Source organism: Novosphingobium sp. CECT 9465, from assembly GCF_920987055.1.
Classification (GTDB): Bacteria; Pseudomonadota; Alphaproteobacteria; order Sphingomonadales; family Sphingomonadaceae; genus Novosphingobium.
The window spans coordinates 3,014,522-3,034,191 of the sequence record NZ_CAKLBX010000001.1 but is presented as its reverse complement, the minus strand read 5'-3'; the positions used below and the strand labels follow the sequence as shown (position 1 = coordinate 3,034,191).

The window sequence follows — 19,670 nt, the reverse complement described above, 5'->3', positions numbered from 1 at the left end:
TCGGATGCTCTTGCTGCAGGTGCTTTGACAGTTGCGGTGCTGCGTCGGGATTTACAGGAGACTCCATGCGGTTGGCCATGAATGCCGTCTACAGCATCATCAGTGCAGCAGTGCCGGCATTTGTCAGCATCGTAACCGTGCCGATTTACCTTAAGCTCATCGGTAGCGAGCGCTACGGTGCACTGATGATCGGATGGCTGCTCCTGGGGTATTTCGGGCAGGCCGATTTCGGGATTGCCCGCGCCATCACCCAAAGGATTTCAGCACTCGGACAGGATGCGCGCAAGGAACGCGTTGCTGCCGTATGGTCCGCTGTCTGTGGCGTGATCCTGTTCAGTCTGGTCAGCGGGGCCCTTGTCTATGCCGCGTCCAGTTACTTCTTTGCAGGCCCTCTCAAGGTGGAGGCTGGCCTGCGGGCAGAGATGATGGCGTCACGCTGGTATCTTGCATTGTGCATTCCGGTCATCGCCATTTCCAGCACATTCGCAGGGGCGCTGATGGGTCTGGAACGGTTCAAGCTGGTTTCCTTTGGGAATCTCACCAGTTCGATCGCAATGCAGGTCCTGCCGCTGGGCGTTGCCTTTTTCATCGGCGGCAACCTGACGGACCTCATCGCCGCCGCACTGGCGGGCCGGATCATCGGACTTGTCATCGTAGGTGCTGGGGCGTGGATCACTTTCTTGCGTGACGAGCCGTTTTCAGCCACATGGAGCGAGTTTCGCCACCTGTTTACTTTCGGCATCTGGATCATGCTGACCATGATCGTCGGCCCGATGATGACGATGGCAGATCGCTTCGTGATCGGCGCGACGATTGGCACTGCAGCCGTTGCGATCTATGCGGTACCCTTCCAGATCGCCAGCCGCACGGTGATGTTTCCGTTGGCGATTTCGCAGGTCCTGTTCCCCCGATTCGCGGCGGATTCGGTAGAGCGTTCGCTTGACCGGTGCAGGGATTCGACCGTGCTAATCGGGCAGATCTACGCCCCGATGGTGATTGGTCTTGCCTGTCTTGCCGCGCCGCTTCTCGATGTGTGGATCGGAAACGCGCTTGATCGGCAGTCGATCATCATTGGCCAGATCGTACTGGCAGGTTTCTGGACGAACGCAATCGCCAGCGTCCCTTACGCCTATATCCAGGCACGCGGAAACCCCAGATACACGGCGCTTCTCCATGTGATCGAACTGCCGCTTTATACAGCGGCGCTTTATCTGCTGCACATGAAGTTCGGGCTGATCGGCATTGCGGCTGCGTTTTCGCTGCGCTGCGCTGTCGATTGCCTTTTGCTGATGCTGTCTGCCAGGATCTGGAGCAAAGACCTTCTGATACGCCTTGGCGTGCCGGGCCTTCTGGTTCTCTCTTCGATTTTCGCAGGGCAGGCGTTTCAGACGTGGGTCTCTTCATTGGCAACGGGTGTTTCAATTGCGTCGGTCGCAGCGGTCTTCGCGCTCGTGCAGATGCCACTTGCCGTGCGGTCTCAGCTTCAGGCCCTGCCTATAATCCGCAGCATCCCGGTGCTCCGCGCGAGATCGTTGTGAAACAGTTGCTGCTAAGTGCAGCATTCCAATACGTTGATGGAGTCGAGCAATGAGTGGGGCGGTCCGGGCGTCGATGAAACGGCTAATGCCGGTTCGGTTGAAGAAGTTCGTCAAGGACGTCCGGGAGCGCACCTTGCCACCGCCGATCGACGATATCGTGCTGGCTGTCTATCGATTGGTCGAAGATCGGTCTGCAAGGCCGAGGCTCAATTTTGTCATTCCGAACCTCACTGCATCGACGGCCTTTGGAGGCGTGGTGACCGGCATCGACATCTTCCTCGAACTTGCCGCAAGTCTGTGCGGGACTACCGATATCGATCTCCGGGTCATTCTGGCTGAGCCGGATCGTGAAACTGATTTCGGAATATTGACCGAGCGTGCGAAGCGCCATGGCTTGCCTGCGGGTCGGTTTTCACTGTTGCAGGTCAGCGCCATGGATCAGGCTATTCCGGTCCGGACACATGATCTGTTCATCAGTTACAGCACATGGATGACCTTGAATCTTCAGCGTCTGATCAGGCAGCAGGCAGAACACTATCGCCAACCGGTGCGACCGATGATTTTTCTCATCCAGGAGTACGAGCCGCACCTCTATCCGTTCTCATCGGCGCACATGCTGACCCGTGAGGCGTATGATCTGACCGAACGTCTGTGGGGCGTTTTCAACAGCTCGAATCTGCATTGGTACTTCGAAAAACTGGGGCACCGGGCAGAGCGTGCCTTTGTGTTCGAACCGGTGATCAGCGACAAGCTGCGCCCTTATCTTGATGGCGTGGCGAAGAGTGAGCGGCAGAAACGCATCCTCATCTACGGTCGTCCGGGAATTGCGCGCAATTGCTTCCCCGCTATCGTGCGCGGGCTTCGGCGCTGGGTGCGTGATTATCCTGAGTTTTCCGACTGGGAACTGGTTTCAGCAGGAACCGCGCACAAGCCGATCGATCTTGGCGTCGGCAGAACCGTCAATTCCGTTGGGAAGCTGTCGCTCGACGATTATGCCGCCATGCTCCTGTCGAGTTCCGTCGGTTTGAGCTTGATGGCCTCGCCACACCCAAGCTACCCGCCTCTCGAAATGGCGCACATGGGTCTCAGGACCATAACCAACGGTTACTTCGGGAAGGACCTTTCATCGTTCCATCCCAACATTCGCTCGATTCGCTCGATTGCAGACATCGAACTGGCCCAAGCGCTTGCGCGCGCCTGCAACGAATACGGTGCGCCGGTGACGGCCTGTTCCAACGACGATTACGTCCGCCAGGATCAGTACCCTTTCCTCGCCGAGCTTGTTGCGGAAATGCGCGCGGAACTCGGCCTGGAACCCTCGTGATGGAAAAGGGGGGTGCCGGTCAAGCCGGGCACCCCCGTCCTCATCTACCGCCCTGCCAGCCTGCGATATCGGTTGGCCCGCGTATCAGTTGGCGATAGCGCCGACGCTATCGACATTGCCGCGCTTTTTGCCCGTCCGATCGAATTTGAGCACCGGAGCCTTCGGATTCGCCAGCAATTCTCCCGCCGGGCTGAAATCGCCCGCCGATGCATTTTGCCAAAGCGATGCCTCGGACCCGCCGATCACTGTGGCTGTATCCGGGCCAGGGCTTGGAGCAGATGACATGATGTGATTATTGGTGATCCGTATGTCCGCGTCCGGCGTTCCCAGCCAGCTCAATTGCAGCATCGCGTTGTTCGCCCACATGCAGTAGGCGTCGGCATCGAAACCTGAAGCCGGGCGCAACCACCACCCTTGCGTTGAGGAATTGTGGGCGATGACGACATGCGATTTCACGCCTGATCTGTCCAACTGCGAATAGAAGTTTTCCTTGATGTTGTAGCTTCCGGGCACGGTCGGCTTGCCGTGATAGCAATTGTTCAGGAAGATGAAGTCCCTGGCAGGGGTGGTCGATGCAATGAAGAAGCACTGCCCGGCAAAGTTGGTGATGACATTGTCTGCCACGATCACGTTTTCGGGCACGCCGTTGATCAGGTGCTGCCACACATCGCCATGCTGATCGAACATGGTGACGATCTGCAGTTCCGTATTCTTGCAGTTGATCGGACCAAACGCAGTGCCCTTTCCGCCCACGTTCGAACAGAACGTGACGCGACGCGTGTCATCCTGCAGGGTCGCCGCCCATCCGGGCAAGCCGTTCAGCCAGGCAACGACCGACGAATTGCGACCGTTGGCTACGCTGTAGTATTTGTTGACCGTGAAGCTTCCGACCGAAGCGCCATTGACCTTGGCGGTGAACACACGCGTGGTATTGTCGTTGAAACCCGAAAGTTCAAGCGTGGCCGTCGTGCCGGTGCCTGTGTAGGTCACCGTAAAGGCTGGTACTTCCTTCGCCCAGTCGACATAGGAATCGTGATCGTCCAGTCGGTTGCCAACTGCACAGACGCAATCCGTCAGCGCGTCGCTGAAGCCCTTGGTCACCGTGTTGCCCCGCGCAAGAAAGGCACCGTTCAATGCGGTCGGCAGGTCGGATATGGTGCATTCGGTGGCATAGTGGCAGCCGGTGCCATAGGGGCGAGGTCCGCCAAGGCCGGGAAACAGGCCGCCCCGGCCGCGAGAGTTGATGACGGTAATGCCATCCAGCCAGTTCTTGTTGCCGGTCGCTTCGGCAAAAATCACCGATGCATTGGCGAAGTCGAACGTGATGTTCGAACCCTTGAAGCGCATGCCGCAATATTTGGTTCGCGGAGTGCTGTCCACATACGTCGCCGTGCCGATGATCGTTACGGGCACCGCAGCCTCGATCGTGGCAAACCCCTTGCCGGTGTTGTACGAAAAAGGCGATCCGATATTGGCAAGCGTATAGTCGGTTCGCGCCTCCGTGATCGTGATCCTGGGGTGATGGCGGGCTTGCTGCGCGCAATACGTCAGCGCGGCAGTGATCGACTGGTATCGCGATCCGGTGATTTGCGACAGTGAAGGCGCAACCGTCAATTCCAGATCGTAAAGCGTCGCCGATGGCATGAACAGGTAGGGACCCATCACGCGGGCCTGCATCGTGGCGTCTTTGGGGATTGCTTCAAGGTAGAGGTTGGCGTCACCATTGCGTCCGTCGTGCGCAAGGCGTGCCCACCAGCCATAGTAGGTTACCGGGTTGCCGTTGGCATCGTCGAACGTCGCGAACGTGGGCGCGGTGATGTCCACGATGGTGCCCTCGTAATGCACGCGAACCTTCTCAAGTCCCATGTCGCCGAACAGCGTGCCGCCATTGTTTGCAGCGGCATAGGCGCCCACCAGCAGGTGATCCGTGTATGCCTGGCCGGGTGGCACCATCAGGCGCATTGCGGGCTTTGCCGTGGTCCTTACGGGATCGACAGGGATAGTGGCAAAGCCGCTTCCCGCAATGCCGCTCCACGCTTGGCCGGGAGAAGCAGACACGGGCGGAGCGCTTGCGCCGGCATTGCGCACGGCGCGGTGCCTCGCGCCAAAGCCGAATCCGTAGCGACCCATTACGAAAGCCCCACCAGCGAACCGGCGGTAGTTCCGGTTTGCCGCACCTGCCGGATACGCACATCCAGAATCGTACCTGCCTGTACGTTGGCAAACGTCACCAGATCGCCACCAAGGCTGCGCACGGCAAGATTGCCGGTCTCGCCGATATAGATGGCCTTCGTCGCCACGGACAAATCATCGACATCGCTTGGCGTGATCGGAAAGCAGGTGGTTGCAGGAGCAATGATGCTGTCGGTTGTCGCACTGAATTTGTCGGTGATCATGGCGAGGCCTCATTTTGAACAAATGGAGAACATCGATTATCATGAGCGCTATCGTGTAGGAAAATGGAATCTTGGTTGCTGCAGCGCGGCAATTCGTCCTTGCCACCACCGAGTTCGAAGGGCTACTCGGAGACCTCAAGCAGGACAGTCCAGCGCCATGAATGTTCCGATCGCATCATCCGGCCGCTTCGGCCCGCAAGGTCCGGCAAGGACGGTATCTGCATCTGCAGGTTACAGGCCTCTGCTTCCAGCCTTGATACTTTTTTATGCAATGTTCATGCCCATGGAGGTGCGCTTTGTTGTGGCAGAGCAAACCATCTATCCGCCGCGTATGGCTGCGTTTTTGTTGTTACCTTGGCTGCTTAGTAAATTGTCGCGCGGGGGACTCAGGTATCGTGCTGTTGATGGGGCAATGTTCGCAGGATTAAGCTGGATGATTATTTCATTCATGGCCTTTTATGATCCCATTACGGGCTTTATGCGCGCGGCACCACTGGCATTTGATATTTTCGTCCCGTACATCATCGGGCGGATGTGTATTAGAAACATAACTGATTTCAGGCGTTTTCTCGTTTATGCTGCGCCAGGTCTGATGCTTGCTGGTGCCACCATGGCCATCGAAAGTCTGTCTGGTAGGCCGATTATAAAGCCCTTTGCCGCCAGCATATTTGGCCGATTAGCGTTATACGAAAATGGTGTTGCGATTGGGGCTGCTAAGTTTATTGAGGAAACGCGATTGGGATTTCTGCGTGCATCGGGACCATTCGCTCACCCTATTCTTGGTGGAATTTTTCTCGGTAGCTTTGTGCCCATTTATATATCTTCTGGCTTACGAGGATGGCCGAAAATTGCGGGAATAACTGCGGGTTGTTGCGCCTTTTTCTCACTCAGTTCTGGAGCATTCCTTGTTTTAATTTTGGGGATTGGAGTTCTGGCGCTGGACGAGATCCAGAAGAAATTTGAATTTTTCGGATGGAAGCTTATTATTTTATCGGCGGTATTTCTAGGCACATTGATTCAAATTGGGTCCCAAAATGGGCTTGTCTCCATACTTATACGATACACGCTCGATCCGGCGACAGGACGTTATCGTCAATATATTTGGAAATATGGAAGTGCATCCGTTGAAAAACATCCGCTTATTGGTATTGGCCTTAGTGAATGGGAAAGGTTAAATTGGATGGGGAGTAGTGTGGATAACAATTGGCTTCTTTTGGCTATGCGTCATGGAGTGATTGTTTCCCTGCTATTTTTATATGTCCTGCTATGGGCAATTTTTGGTATCGCAAAAACGGCTTCGCAAAAAAGTGGAACTGAGCGGTATTTCTATATTGGGATAGCTGCTGCGCTCTTTGCATTCCTAGTTTCAGGTTTTACAGTAACATTTTTTGGGCAGACGTTGAGTTTATACTACTTTATGATTGGTGCGGCAGTTTGCCTGCCATCTTGGAAAAATCAATTAGGCCGACATGCTGGTGACGTGGTCCGAGGTATGCGATAAATGAAGCCTAGTGCCGATAATACCGGGCATATTCCATCGCTTGATGGTCTGCGGGCGGTTTCAATCATTATAGTTTTCGTTGCGCATTCCATGCACTCGTTGCCCATTCCGGGTGGATTTGGCGTGACGATATTCTTCTTTATTTCCGGATATCTTATTACCAGCTTGCTCGTCAAAGAGTACGGGCAAACTGGTAAGGTTGATTTCAGGGCATTTTATATCAGGCGCCTGTTTCGCCTTGCGCCACCTCTATTGATAACCATGGCAATTGGTGTAATATTGGTTTTGGCAAACCTTACAGAAGGTACTCTAAATACTATCGGTTTGATCAGCCAGATTTTTTTCTTTTTTAACTACTGGGATGCTTATGTCAGCCAAGGTGATGTCATTTCAGGAACAAAGATATTCTGGTCATTGTCGGTTGAGGAGCATTTTTATTTTGTTTATCCGTTTGTACTTTTGCTCGCCCTTCGGCAAAAATGGCCGATTTTGTGGGTAATCGTATTATCGATAATTGTTCTTGTGTGGCGCTTCATAAAGTTCACTATTTTTGGCGCAAACGAATGGGAAATCTATGCTCTTACAGATACGCGATTTGATTCAATGCTGTGGGGGTGTCTTCTTGCAATTTTGATGAATCAAAAATCTGAATTATTGCAGAAAATTTCTCGCAACCAGTGGCGATCGCTAGCGGTTGGTGGCATTTTGTTGATCGTTTTGACGTTTTTGATACGGGATGAGATTTTTCGATCGACTTTGCGCTATACTGTCCAAGGAGTCGCTTTGTTTCCGATATTTTATTTTTTGATAAACTTTCGTAGCGGGATCTCGTACCGGTTAATGAATGGATGGATTATAAAGAAAATAGGAATTTATTCTTATACATTTTACTTGTCACATTACATTATAATTGGCGTATTAAACTATAATTTTCCATTGAATTCTGAAATTGCCATCGCATTGATTGCGGCGATATTAAGCTTCGGCTATTCTGCGGCAATGTATCACTTTGTCGAGATGCCGATCCGCGTCTGGCGAGGAAAGCTCCTGTCCAAAATGGATGCTGGTAAGTGATTAGATTTGCTCTAGGGTTTGCTCATACTGGAATGAGACACGAATGACAGCGTTTGAGGCAACCGGCGCTCAGGATCACGAGGTGACCGTGATCATGGTGAGCTACAACACGCGAGAGTTGACGCTCACGGCGCTTGAAACGCTGTTCGCCAATGCCGGCAACGTCTCCATGCGTGTGGTCGTCTGGGACAATGCGTCGCACGATGGCTCTGCCGACGCCGTCGCTGCCCACTTTCCGGGGGTCGAACTGATCCGGTCCGATGACAATGTCGGATTTGCCAAAGCCAACAACGTGATCGCAGCGTCGGCTGAAAGCGAGTGGCTGCTCCTGCTCAACCCCGATACAGAGACTCATCCCGGCGCCATCGAAAATATTCTGCGTTTCGGAAAGGCCAACCCCAGGGCCGGAATCGTCGGGGGGCGCACGGTCTTTCCCGACGGTTCGCTCAATATCGCCTCCTGCTGGAACACGATGTCGGTGTGGAGCCTGTTCTGTTCGGCAACCGGTCTTTCGCGTCTCTTTTCGAACACGACATTCTTCAACCCGGAAGGCATCGGCGGGTGGAAACGGGATACAGTGCGGCAGGTCGATGTCGTGGTGGGCTGCTTCCTGCTGATCCGCACCGAACTGTGGAAACAGCTGGATGGCTTCAACCCGCGCTATTTCATGTATGGCGAGGAACATGATCTCTGCCTGCGCGCCGCGCGCCTCGGCTATCGCCCGATGATCACGCCCGATGCGCAGATCATGCACCTTGTGGGCGCTTCCAGTTCGAAGCGCGAAGACAAGGTGCTGCGCCTCATGCGGTCGAAGGCAACCCTGATCCGCGATCACTGGGGCAGCGTCCGCGCGCCGCTCGGCATCGGTTTGCTGTGGCTGTGGATCTGTACGCGCCGCATTGGATCGGGGGCATTCGCGCTGGTTTCGGGCAAGCGCGGACAGCAGAGCCATTGGCGCAAGATCTGGCAGGAGCGCCATGAATGGCTGAAGGGATATTGAACGCTGCACCTGCCGATCCACCGCGCAAGAACGCGCTGGGCAAGGCGGGCAAGCTCGCCCGGCTCGTGCTGTCAGTGTTTGATCCGCGGGCGTGGCTGCACCTGTTCAAGATCGTCAATTATTACAACTACACCCACGTCCAGCCATTGCGCCGGATGAAGATCGGGGCGGCCGCCGGGATCAGCCCCGATGCGGTGTTCTCCAATCCCGAACGCATCGAAATCGGCGATCGGGCGCGGATCGGTTCGCGCTGCCACATCTGGGCCGGTCCCCGCGATGGTCGGGTCATCATCGGGGATGATGTCCTGTTCGGTCCCGAAGTTATGCTCACCGCCGCCACATATGATTTCAACAACGGCTCGCCCGTCACCGATCAGCCGATGCGCGAAGCTGATATCGTGATCGGCAACGATGTCTGGCTGGCAACCAGGGCCGTGGTGCTTCCCGGCACGACTATCGGCGATGGTGCAATTATTGCCGCAGGGGCCGTGGTAAAGGGGGACATTCCGGCGATGGCGATTGTCGCCGGTTCGCCCGCCCGCGTCGTCAGCATGCGTTGCATCGCGTAATCACACGGCAACCTCGCAGTCGCGGCCCAATGGACGCGATCAGCGCGGTTCCGCCGCCGCGATGGCGCTGTTCATGCCCAGCGCGAAGTTTGCGGCAATCGCCGGGCGCATGAACCGCCGGGCGTCGGCGCTGTTCTGCCATTGCGCCAGCGCGCGCTTGATCGCAGTTTCGTCCGTCATCGCGTTGCGCATGGCCGCCGCGATCGCCGCCGGATTTCGCGCATCGACCTTGATCGCAAAAGGTGCTCCGTCAAAATAGCCATCCACCGCCTGGTCAGCGGGATAGATGATCGGCAGGCCGCAGAACAACGCTTCGATGAACACCAGGCCGAAGCTTTCCCGGTGAGATGGCATCACGAATGCGGTGGCGGTCCCGAAGCTTTCCCGCAACTGGTCGCGGTTCATTGGACCGGCAAGTTCGATGCCCGCAACCTCGCCGATGGCCGCCCGGCTGTCATTTACATCCCCGTCGCTGCCGCCACCGATGATGCTTAGTCGGGCACCTGCCTGATCCGCATTGAGAATCCGCATCGCATCAACCATTCCGGCCAGATTCTTGCGCTTGTGATTCTTGAGATGGAAGCAGCTTACAAATCCGTTCCCGCCCGGCACAGGGGCAACAGGCGCGTCGATGTCGGTCGGGCAGGGCAGCATTATCACACGCCCGCCGCGCTGCCCCAGCTTTGCTTCGACCTTGCGCAACGACCAGGGGCTGAATGGAAACACCACCGCGGCTTCCTGAAATACCTTGCGGAACTCGGCGGCCAGATCAGGGCGTACCCGCAGGATCTTGGTGTCGGTGTCGCCCTGGATGGAAACGGCGTAGGGCACGTTCAGGCGCTTGGCCACGCGTCTTGCCACCACGCCCTCGATCGTCAGCTTGTGGCCGATGAGCAGGGCTGGCGGGCGGCCCTGCCGGGCGATCCGGTCGGCCAGGGCGTCTGCCAGCTGATGCAGCATCGTTGCGTGGAACAGGCCCTTGGGCGGCGCCACGAATCTGATCGCGGTCCCTTGTTCAAACGGTTCGAAACTGATTGCGGCCTGTGGTCTGCCAAAGCCCCGCATCAACCGTGCAACGAAGGGCAACACCCTTGGCGTCACCCGGTTGAGTGACAGGACTTCATGGGAGAAATCGCCTTGCGTCATGCGCACCAGCGTCTTGATCACCGGAGTCTTGAACGGCTCTATGCAATCGGGAAAGTCGGCGCTGATATGGATGACGTGAGGGGCTTTTTGCGGCACGATCATCCTCGGTCGTATGTTTGGTCAGCGCCAATTTATGTTGCCGCAGTCTAGCGCCAAGGCCCAGGGATCGTCACGCCCTGGGCCTTGGGCCGCTATTTTCGAGGGAAGCGCTGCCTCAACCCTTCTGATCGCTGCTGTACGAGTAATAGTTGTAGATGTAATCATACGCGAGGCCTGCTTCGGCCGAACGGTACTTGGTAAGCACCGCGCCGCTGACCCGTGCACCGGCAGACTGCAGGCGCCGCAGCGCTGCCTTCGCCTGGCCATAGTGCGACCGGTTCGCCTCGACCACGAACACCAGTCCATCGACATGGCGTGCGATCAACGGCGCATCGGCAATCCCCATGACGGGCGAACTGTCGATGATGATAATGGCATACTGGTTTCGGACCATTGCAAGGAAGTCGCTGAACCGCTTCGAAGAAAGCAGTTCCACAGGGCGTGCCGGGATACTGCCAACTGGCAGGACGTCCAGATTTTCCGGCATGTTCGGCAGCAGGGCATCAGCCAGCGGCACGTCGCCCAGCAGAACTTCGACAAAGCCGACCTTCGGCCGCTTTTCGCCGAACAGGTGATTGATCGTCGGCTTGCGAAGATCGCTGTCGATCAGCAGGACCTTGAGGCCCAGCTGCGCGTACTTGCGGGCCAGAACGCTGGAGGTGAGCGACTTTCCTTCCGATGGCTGGCTGCTGGTGACCTGCACGATGCGGTGATCGCCGGGAACCGCAAAGTCCACCGATGTGCGCAAGCTCGCGTAGGCTTCCATCAGCGCACTGAAAGGATCGGCCTGCTGCTGCGCCACTTCCTCGTCCGAAAGATACGGCGTGAACCCAAGCAGGCTGACGCCCAGCTTGCGCTCCACATCGTCGGTCGATCGCAGGCGATCGTCGAACGCTTCGCGCAATACCGCGATGCCTACGGCCAAGCCAATGCCGATCACGGCAGCAACCAGCATGTTCTTCAACAGGTTCGGCGAATACGGAGCGCCCGGTATTTCCGCGGAATCCAGCTTTGTGATGGTGCCGCTGTTGATGCTGGCAGCGGCCGAAAGCTGGTTGAAACGGTCAAGCAGTGCAGCCATCTGCGTCCGCAAAGCCTGTGCTTCACGGTCCAGCAGATTATACTGTACGCGGCGGTCCTGCTCGTCGAGCGTCTGCGTCGATACGTTCTGCAGTTCCGCTGCAAGACCCTGCTCCTGGCGCAGGGCGATTTCGTACTGGTCGCGGATTCCATTCTTTATTTCGGTGCCAAGGCGGTTGATCTGGCTGTCCAGCGAAGCCAGTTGCGCCTTCAGTTCGACGACCTGGGGATAGCTGTCGCCATAGCGCTGCCGCATTTGCGATAGCTGGGCCGTTACCGAAGAACGCTGCCCGTAAAGGCTTTGCATCGCGCCATTGGTCTGCGCTTCGGGCAATTGCAGGGCCGGGACATTGACAACGGCGAGCCAGCGCTGCTGTGCCGAAATCCGATCGCCGCGCAACTTCGTCAGTGCTTCGTTGACGCTTGTCAGGTTTGCGGCCGTCATCGTCTGTGCCGTGCCGCTGGTGTCGCCTTCCTTCGCGGTCCCCAGCGCGCCACCGACGATGCCGTTACGCTTGGCATAAGTGTTGGCGGTCGTCTCAGCCTGTTGCAACTTGCCGCTAATTACCTGGATCTGTTCCTGCAAGTAAGTGCGGGCATAGTCGTTGGCTTCGATGCTGCGGCGCACGTCTTCCTTCACGAACGCGTCAGCAAAGGCGTTGGCCAACCGTGCTGCTTGTTCTGCCGACAGCGACACATAGTTGATCGAAACAATCCGGCTGTCAGACGGAACGTCAACCGAAAGGCCGCCGCGCACCATATCTGCCGCAGCATCGCGCCGGATTTCCATCCAGCGCTTCTCGGAGATGCCCTGTGGACGTGGCCCGGCGAATTCTTCACCCAGGAAATCGGCATCTGAGCCAAGCTTCAGCGCATCGACCACGGTATAGGCCATCCGCTTGCTTTTGATCACGGCCGCCTGAGTGTTCATGTACATGTCGATCTGGTTGCCCGGAACGCTCGGCGCCAGATCCTGGCCCTCGACGATGTTCACGCCTTCAGGTTCAATCCGCACCGTGGCGCTGGCCTTGTAAAGCGGACGCGTGAGCAGCGTAAAGGCGAGGGCGATCACCAGCACGATCGAGATGATACCAACCAGCACCAGCCGCTGACGGAAGATCAGCCCCCGGATCGTCGCAAGGCTGATCATGCTTTCCGAGGCATCCTTGGGCAGCGGATCTGCACCGGGGAGAAACTGGTCGGACCATGAGCCGCGACTAATTGCATCTGTCATGCTTGGAGGAACCTTATGTTGCAGCGCGCAAGTAACTGGCAGGTCAGATCTGGGTGAACAAGGCTAGGGCAGGAAGCGTCTTCAGGAGATCCTGCCAGAACTGCGACAGGCCCGACGTTCCCACGACAATCCGGTCATTGGGCTGCATCACCGGATCCAGCATTGTTCCCGCCCTTACGGCTGCATAGTCGAACTTTGCGATGAACGTGCCTTCTGAAGTCTGCCTGAAGACGGCAACTTCCTTGAGCTTCGCCACACGTGATGGCCCTGAGGCGAGGGAAATAGCGCCCGACAGGCGCGTTCCAGGACGGAACGGATACATGCCGGGCTTTTCGACCGAGCCTTCCACAGTGACCAGATGCGATCCAAACTGCACGACATTGACCGCGACACTGGGATTGCGCAGCACATCGACCGAAAGTTTCTGCGTGATTTTCTCGCTCAGGCCCCGTGCCGTCAGCCCTTCAGCCTTGATCGCGCCGATCAGCGGAAGGGAGATCACGCCATCGGACCCGACTGGCAAACCTGCAACCGAAAGGTCAGGTTCTCGAAAAACGGTCACATTGATTACGTCGGATGGCCGCAGGATATAATCAGTATCCTCCTTGGCACTGTAGTCAGACTGGCCGTAATCGGCGATTCGCGTGGAACTGACCTGTCCAACCTGCACAGGTGCCGATCCGCAACCAGCCAGTCCGGCAGAAAGCGCGATAGCGATCGTCAGTGAACTGGTTCGTGCGCACATCGACTTAAGCATGATGAAAAATATCCTGATTGAGCGCTGATTTCCGCATAGCGGGTGCAAAAAATACCTGCAACCCTCGCAAGCCCTGTTTGGCATTTTGCAGAGTCAGCGAGATCGGTGCATCACCCGTAAAAATCTGGACCAATTGTGTGGCTGCCGGTATTGGACCGTCGCGCTTTTGCAGAAGTCTTGCAAAGACGCTTGAATCCGATCCAGCGATGCCGGAAAATTCATGTTCAATCTTGCTGCAGCAGCCGTCTACATTGCCGTCATTCTGGCTTGCGGGATCGCAAGCGGGATTGCATTTCGTGCAAAGCGTCCGATTGAGGAGCCTGCCCGATGGATACTTTTCGGCACCTTGTTCGCAATACTTGGCCTGTCGCGAATCTTCAACATCGAGGAGAAGCTTCGATCCACGGCACGCAATTTCTTTTTCGACAGCAGGAGCTACGAGGGGCGTTGGGAATACCAGGCGCCCGTGGCCGGCGCAGCCTTCGCGCTCATGGCTGCGGCCTCGATTGCGCTTGTCCTGCTTGCTCAGCGTAAGCACCGGCTGCCGGGCCGATTGGGCAAGGCGCTGATGGCCGCCGATCTGGCCGCATTTGGAATGATCAGCCTGGTCGGCCTGCGACTGATTTCCCTGCATTCGGTCGATGCGCTGCTGTTCCGCGGACCGCATCTTAACTGGATTATCGACATCGGCTGTTCCGCAGCAATGATCTGGGCCGCACTGCGTTACCGACAGCTTTTGCTGGCATCCCGCAGGCGCTGATTTTCGCAAGGATACGACACTGTCAGGCATCAAGCCGCAGCGCCTTGCGATAAGCCGCGATCAGCGGCGTGATCTGATGGCCCCAGTTCAACTCGCTTTCCACGCGCTTCCGGCCGAATGCGCCCATTTCCGCGCGCCGCGCAGGGTCTTCCAGCAACTCCAGAATCTTGGCGGCGAAATCCACCGGATCGTTCGCCGCAGCATAGAGCGATGCCTCCTGCGCTGAAAAGCGTCCTTCGGCCACATCGAACTGCACGATCGGCTTTTCAAGCGACATGTATTCCATGATCTTGTTCATGGTCGACTTGTCGTTCATCGCGTTCACCCGGTCAGGATTGACGCCCACGTCCATTGTAGAGAGCACTTCGAACAGGTCCTGATCGGGTGCCCGGCCGGTGAAGTGGACGAAATCGGCAAGGCCCTTTGCGATGACCAGTTCCTTGAGCTTGGCAAGGCTTGGTCCCCCACCCACCAGGCAGAACTGGATGTCCTCGCGGCGCTGGACGCGCACGATATGTTCGACCGAATCGATCAGCAGGTCGATACCCTCCTGATCGCCCATCACGCCAACGTAACCGACCAGATACTTGCGCCCGTTCTTCCAGTTATCCACCGGAGGTACGCGTTTCAACCGGCTGAGATCAGGGCCGGAGCGCACCACGAACACCTTGTCCGGGTCCATGCCGCCACGCTCTATCGCGATCTTGCGGTAGGAATGGTTGGTCGCCATCGAAACGTCGGCCGATTTGAACGTCAGCTTCTCGAACAGCACCATCAGCTTCCAGAAGAAGCCGCGCTTGTCGAACTTGGCTTCATACAGTTCCGGGTTGATGTCGTGATGATCGAAGATGTACTTCACGCCCAGCAGCTTGAACGGCAGGGCCACCAGAAAGATCAGATCGGGTGGATTGCAGCCCTGGATCACGTCGATCCCGCGCTTGAAATAGATTTTCCACGCCAGCACCGTTTCCCAGAACAGCGCCGCGCCATATTCCAGCAGGAACCCCAGCGCGCCGCTCGCCTCGATTGGCAGTGGGTGACGGTGAATATCGATGCCGTCGATCACCTCGAAGCGCTTTTCATAGCCCTTGCCGGTCGGGCAGATGATGGCCACCTGTGCGCCCGCAGCCTTCAGTGTGCGGGCTTCCTGCCACACCCGCCGGTCAAACGGCAAAGGCAGGTTCTCGACCACGATCAACACTTTCTTGCCCGCCAGCGGGTGTCCGGGAATGTCAGTGGGAAACTCGAAGTCGGCAGCGGGCACGGGCATGGTCATGCAATCGCGCTCACGTCCACTATCGGACAGTCGCCCAGCGCAAGATCCTTGATCAGCCGGTTGGTTGCAATCACTGCGCCATATTCGCGCGATTCCGCCGTGGCCTTGTCCACCAGCAAGCCGTCGATGGATGGCAGGATGGCATAGGCATAGCCAAGGTTCTGACCGACAAGGCTTTCGGGCTTCAGTTGCGGATCGTAGATGTCCAGCGCAAACCCTGCGTCAAGCAGCTTGCGTGCCATGTCCACGGCAGGGCTTTCACGCAGGTCGTCCGTGTCGGCCTTGAAGGCAAGGCCTACCAGCAATACGCGGGCACCCGGCTCCAGATTCTTGGTCGCCTGAAGGAATTGGTGGTGCTTGTGCGCATCGTTGCTGCGCAGCAGGGAATCGAACAGATGCGTCTGCGAACCGGTGTCGGCCGCAATATGCTGCAATGCGCGGACATCCTTGGGCAGGCACGATCCACCAAACGGACCGCCAGGTCGCGTATAGTAGGGCGAGATATTGAGTTTGGTATCGGACACGAAGATCTGATGCACCTGCCGCGCCGAAATGCCCAGGTTCTGACAGACCCGGCCGACTTCATTGGCAAAGGCAACCTTGACCGCATGCCAGGTGTTGTCGACGAATTTGGTGATTTCGGCTTCACGGATGCCGACATGGAAGATCGGCGCCTCGATTCCCTCGTGCAGCGCGACCATCTTTTCCGATGGTACGCCGTCGATCGTGCCCAGCACGATCTTGGGCGGATTGAAATAATCCTCGATTGCCGTGGCTTCGCGCAGGAATTCGGGATTGTAGACCAGTTCGATCAGGCCGTCCGAAGCATCGCCGATCAGCGAACGGAAGATCGGCAGGATCATCTGCTCCGTTGTTCCGGGGCGCATCGTCGAGCGGTAGACGACCGTCAGCGGGTTCTTGCGGTCCGGCTTGATCGAGGCCGCGATCGCGCGCGTAACCTGCACGATATAGCTCATGTTGTGTGCGCCATCGACGCCGCTTGGTGTGCCGACGCAGACAATCGCGATGTCGCAGTCGTCAAGCTTGTCGCCGATTTCCGTGGTTGCTTCCAGCACTCCATCCGCGCGGGCCTTTGAGATCAGTTCGTCAAGGCCCGGCTCGTAAACAGGGGATTTGCCCGAATTGAGCGTCTCGACCTTCGCGCTGCTCACATCGATACCCAGCACATGGTGGCCTTGGCTGGCAATGCATCCTGCTGCAGTGCAGCCGACGTAACCAAGGCCGAGAATGGCAATCTTCAATGTTATCTCCTGAAACCTGTCATGCCGCGATCCCAGCAAGGCTCGACAATGAGGACGAATCAGCCAATGCCTTCATCCCGAAATGTTTCTCGCCCTGAACCGAGAAACCTCCGATTTGAACCGACCGGGGTCTAGCAAGGGGGCTGTAATGGTGCAATGCAATATGGAAAGGAAAATCGCTGCTTCCAAGGCGCGTTTGCCAAAGTGTGCAGGTGCTTTGCTTCGGTGCGTGCGCGCTGGTGGCAATCATGTTGCGCGAATGTTGGTCGTTCCTGTTCTGCTCGCTGTGCCCCCGGCTGCGATGGCGCAGGAAAGCGCACCGCAATGGCCCCGGCTGTTGCGCCAGGATCTTGCAAGAGTGGCGCGCATCGAATGGCGCCTGCGCAAGGCGGCTGGCAATTCGTGCCCCGTCAATGCTGCTGATGCGGGCTTGATCATTGATGATCGCCGGTCTTACCAGAAGCGCGACTGGCCCTTGCTTGAACGTACGCTCGGCATGCGGGAGTACCCCGTTATCGTCGGCATCGCGCCAGGCAGCCCTGCCAGCCTTGCAGGCTTGCGTGAGGGTGATGAAGTCCTTTCGCTCGCCAACATTTCTGTGGAAACCATCGAAAAGCAGCGCAAACCGGAATCGCTTGTGGCTGACGCGCTGCTCGAAACCATTGCGCAAGCAATACCGGATTCCGAGTTTTCTGTCGTTGTACGCCGCAACGGTGTTACCATTCCCGCAACGCTGCGGCCTGTCCGCCACTGCGCCGCCCGCATCGTGTTGGCCACTGATCGCAGCATCGATGCCCATAGCGATGATCGCAACATAGCCATTTCCACGGGGATGGTTGCATTTGCCCGCACCGACGATGAACTCGCGCTCGTCGTGGGACACGAACTTGCGCATGTCATCAATCGCGATCGTCGCGGCTCCGGCATTTCCGCGCGGCGCACCATGGAGGACAGGGCGGACGAGCTGGGGCTGCGCCTGATGGTCTGTGCAGGCTATGACAGGGATCTTGGCATCGCCTTGTTTGCCCGGCTCGACAAACGCGACTGGCTCGGTTTCCTGCGCGCGCCGACGCATCGTTCGTGGCCTGCGCGGATTGCCCGGTTGCGCGCGCTGCCGGACCATTCCGGTTGCCCGATTGCCAAACCCTGAGTTGCCGAAGGTCGGGAGCATGGCCGGCCCGCTCGTCCGCTTCAGAATGCGCGGTCGTGAACGAGCACGCTCACCGTGTTGACGATGATCTTGATATCCCGCCAGATCGTCCAGCCATCAAGATATTCCAGATCGGCCTGAAGGCGATTGGCAAGATCGGTCTCGGTATCCGTCGCGCCGCGCAAACCACGCACTTGCGCCAAGCCGGTCAGCCCCGGCTTGAGCGAATGGCGCAACCAGTAGCGGTGATCGACTTCCCAGAACAGCTTGTCGCCAGCCAGCGATCCGATGGCGTGGGGGCGCGGGCCAACGATCGACATTTCACCACGTATGACGTTGAAAATCTGTGGTAATTCGTCAATACTCGTGCCGCGGATAAAGCGGCCAATGCGCGTGATCCGGTCATCGTCCTTGCTGGCAGAGCGCGCGCCTGCCGCATCCAGCTTTTCCGCCCGCATCGAACGGAACTTGAAGATCGGAAAGAAGCGATTGCCACGCCCGGTACGCTTCTGCACGAAGAACACAGGCCCGCCGTCCTCTAGCTTGATCAGCAAGGCCACGATCAGCAGCAGCGGAGACAGGGCGAGGACCGCACTGCCGGCAAGGGCAAGGTCCAGCCCGCGCTTGACAGCACGGGCGCGCAGGCCAAGCGGCCCGCTTGCCACGATCAGGGCACCGTAATCGCGCTCCCGCCGTGCACCGATAACGCCGAGGCGGTTCACGTCGGTATCCACGATTTCGCCCGATACATTCGCACTCTTGAACACCAGCGCCCATGAAGAGCGGCGGTCGGTCGGGCATGAGACCATGACCCGATCCATATTCATCATGTACAGGCCAAGCCGGTCCATCATGTGGGGGTCGGAAAGATCGGGTGCGAGATGATGTTCGCGAGCATCGATGTGGTATGCGTTGGGGACGCGCAACGCAGCACCGCCATCATCGATCAGCAGGATGTTGATCCCGGCATCCCCGCAGCGCGCCTTGATCAACGGGCGCAAAAGGCTGCGCAGCCACACAAGCAGCAGCATCGCCAGGGCAAGACCGAGAAAGGCCGAAACGCGCGAAAAATCTTCAGTGCTCTTCGTGGCAAATCCGACGAACAGCAACGCGCTTTCCGCTCCGATCAAAGACAGTACGGCGCGCGCGCGGGCAAAGTTTATGCGGCGCAATGCCTGAAGTGTGTAGACCTGAAGGCTTAGCGCGATGGTCCAGTAAATCGGCAGCAGAACCTGCCCGTGAACCAGCGATTCCGTATCGAGAAAGCGCCCAAGGTACAGCCAGCTTGCGATGCACAGCCCGCCCATGATCGCCGCGCCATCGATCAGCAGCAGTCCGATATAGAGCTGCAGCCGACGCTGTTCCAACGGCGGTGCCAGCGGGAGCGTTATCCTGCGCCTGTCTTGCGACTGGCGCATCTCGCCCATGGGAACGTGCTTGGTCATCACGTGTCTCGCTGCCAAATGCCTCATCAGCCCGTTATGCGGGCTTGCCTTCGATAGTT

16 protein-coding genes are annotated in these 19,670 nt (G+C 57.6%); 7 read left to right on the top strand and 9 right to left on the bottom strand.

The window, feature by feature from the left end; genetic code table 11:
• Positions 1-65 precede the first annotated feature (65 nt).
• Positions 66-1,538 carry a flippase gene (locus tag LUA85_RS14795; protein ID WP_231471035.1) on the top strand — a complete coding sequence of 491 codons (1,473 nt, stop codon included), beginning with the start codon at positions 66-68 and terminating at the stop codon, positions 1,536-1,538.
• A gap of 49 nt (positions 1,539-1,587) precedes the next feature.
• Complete coding sequence (locus LUA85_RS14790) at positions 1,588-2,862, top strand: hypothetical protein (protein ID WP_371823694.1); 1,275 nt, start codon at positions 1,588-1,590, stop codon at positions 2,860-2,862.
• A gap of 84 nt (positions 2,863-2,946) precedes the next feature.
• Here the strand turns inward: LUA85_RS14790 and LUA85_RS14785 are convergent, their stop codons facing one another.
• Together LUA85_RS14785 and LUA85_RS14780 are read right to left on the bottom strand one after the other, a co-directional pair.
• Positions 2,947-4,992, bottom strand: coding sequence for a hypothetical protein (locus tag LUA85_RS14785; protein WP_231471033.1), 2,046 nt, complete (start codon positions 4,990-4,992; stop codon positions 2,947-2,949).
• Positions 4,992-5,258 (bottom strand): hypothetical protein, encoded by a 267-nt coding sequence (locus LUA85_RS14780; RefSeq protein ID WP_231471032.1) that lies wholly within the window; start codon positions 5,256-5,258, stop codon positions 4,992-4,994. The genes LUA85_RS14785 and LUA85_RS14780 overlap by 1 nt, the downstream gene beginning before the upstream one ends.
• Before the next feature lie 157 nt (positions 5,259-5,415).
• Between LUA85_RS14780 and LUA85_RS14775 the strand changes: the two genes are divergently transcribed.
• Genes LUA85_RS14775 through LUA85_RS14760 form a run of 4 tightly spaced genes read left to right on the top strand, consistent with a single transcriptional unit; the run spans position 5,416 to position 9,402 of the window.
• Positions 5,416-6,759 (top strand): O-antigen ligase, encoded by a 1,344-nt coding sequence (locus LUA85_RS14775; protein WP_231471031.1) that lies wholly within the window; start codon positions 5,416-5,418, stop codon positions 6,757-6,759.
• Complete coding sequence (locus LUA85_RS14770; RefSeq protein ID WP_231471030.1) at positions 6,760-7,833, top strand: acyltransferase; 1,074 nt, start codon at positions 6,760-6,762, stop codon at positions 7,831-7,833. It abuts the gene before it with no gap.
• Positions 7,834-7,876: 43 nt separating this feature from the next.
• Positions 7,877-8,833, top strand: coding sequence for a glycosyltransferase family 2 protein (locus LUA85_RS14765; RefSeq protein ID WP_231471029.1), 957 nt, complete (start codon positions 7,877-7,879; stop codon positions 8,831-8,833).
• Complete coding sequence (locus tag LUA85_RS14760; RefSeq protein ID WP_231471028.1) at positions 8,815-9,402, top strand: DapH/DapD/GlmU-related protein; 588 nt, start codon at positions 8,815-8,817, stop codon at positions 9,400-9,402. Before LUA85_RS14765 ends, LUA85_RS14760 begins: the two co-directional genes overlap by 19 nt.
• 39 nt (positions 9,403-9,441) lie before the next feature.
• On the opposite strand, the gene LUA85_RS14755 is transcribed toward LUA85_RS14760, so the two are convergent.
• The 6 genes from LUA85_RS14755 to LUA85_RS14730 all read right to left on the bottom strand — a co-directional run bounded on the left by LUA85_RS14755 (position 9,442) and on the right by LUA85_RS14730 (position 17,016).
• A complete protein-coding gene (locus tag LUA85_RS14755; RefSeq protein WP_231471027.1) occupies positions 9,442-10,644 on the bottom strand; it encodes a glycosyltransferase in 1,203 nt (400 codons plus the stop codon).
• 118 nt (positions 10,645-10,762) lie between these two features.
• The gene (locus LUA85_RS14750) at positions 10,763-12,961 is read right to left on the bottom strand and encodes a polysaccharide biosynthesis tyrosine autokinase (RefSeq protein WP_231471026.1); all 2,199 of its coding nucleotides are present in this window, start codon (positions 12,959-12,961) and stop codon (positions 10,763-10,765) included.
• A gap of 43 nt (positions 12,962-13,004) precedes the next feature.
• Positions 13,005-13,718, bottom strand: coding sequence for a polysaccharide biosynthesis/export family protein (locus tag LUA85_RS14745; RefSeq protein WP_231471025.1), 714 nt, complete (start codon positions 13,716-13,718; stop codon positions 13,005-13,007).
• The gene (locus LUA85_RS14740) at positions 13,711-14,385 is read right to left on the bottom strand and encodes a hypothetical protein (RefSeq protein WP_231471024.1); all 675 of its coding nucleotides are present in this window, start codon (positions 14,383-14,385) and stop codon (positions 13,711-13,713) included. The genes LUA85_RS14745 and LUA85_RS14740 overlap by 8 nt, the downstream gene beginning before the upstream one ends.
• 115 nt (positions 14,386-14,500) lie before the next feature.
• Positions 14,501-15,754 carry a glycosyltransferase family 4 protein gene (locus LUA85_RS14735; RefSeq protein WP_231471023.1) on the bottom strand — a complete coding sequence of 418 codons (1,254 nt, stop codon included), beginning with the start codon at positions 15,752-15,754 and terminating at the stop codon, positions 14,501-14,503.
• Positions 15,751-17,016, bottom strand: a complete 1,266-nt coding sequence (locus tag LUA85_RS14730; RefSeq protein ID WP_231471022.1) for a nucleotide sugar dehydrogenase — start codon at positions 17,014-17,016, stop codon at positions 15,751-15,753. Before LUA85_RS14730 ends, LUA85_RS14735 begins: the two co-directional genes overlap by 4 nt.
• A 259-nt stretch (positions 17,017-17,275) precedes the next feature.
• Here LUA85_RS14730 and LUA85_RS14725 point away from each other — a divergent pair, with 259 nt between their 5' ends.
• Positions 17,276-18,166: a M48 family metalloprotease gene (locus tag LUA85_RS14725; RefSeq protein ID WP_231471021.1), complete on the top strand. Its 891-nt coding sequence runs from the start codon at positions 17,276-17,278 to the stop codon at positions 18,164-18,166.
• Between the two features lie 41 nt (positions 18,167-18,207).
• Here LUA85_RS14725 and LUA85_RS14720 read toward each other — a convergent pair whose 3' ends face one another.
• Complete coding sequence (locus tag LUA85_RS14720) at positions 18,208-19,611, bottom strand: sugar transferase (protein WP_231471020.1); 1,404 nt, start codon at positions 19,609-19,611, stop codon at positions 18,208-18,210.
• Between the last annotated feature and the right edge of the window lie 59 nt (positions 19,612-19,670).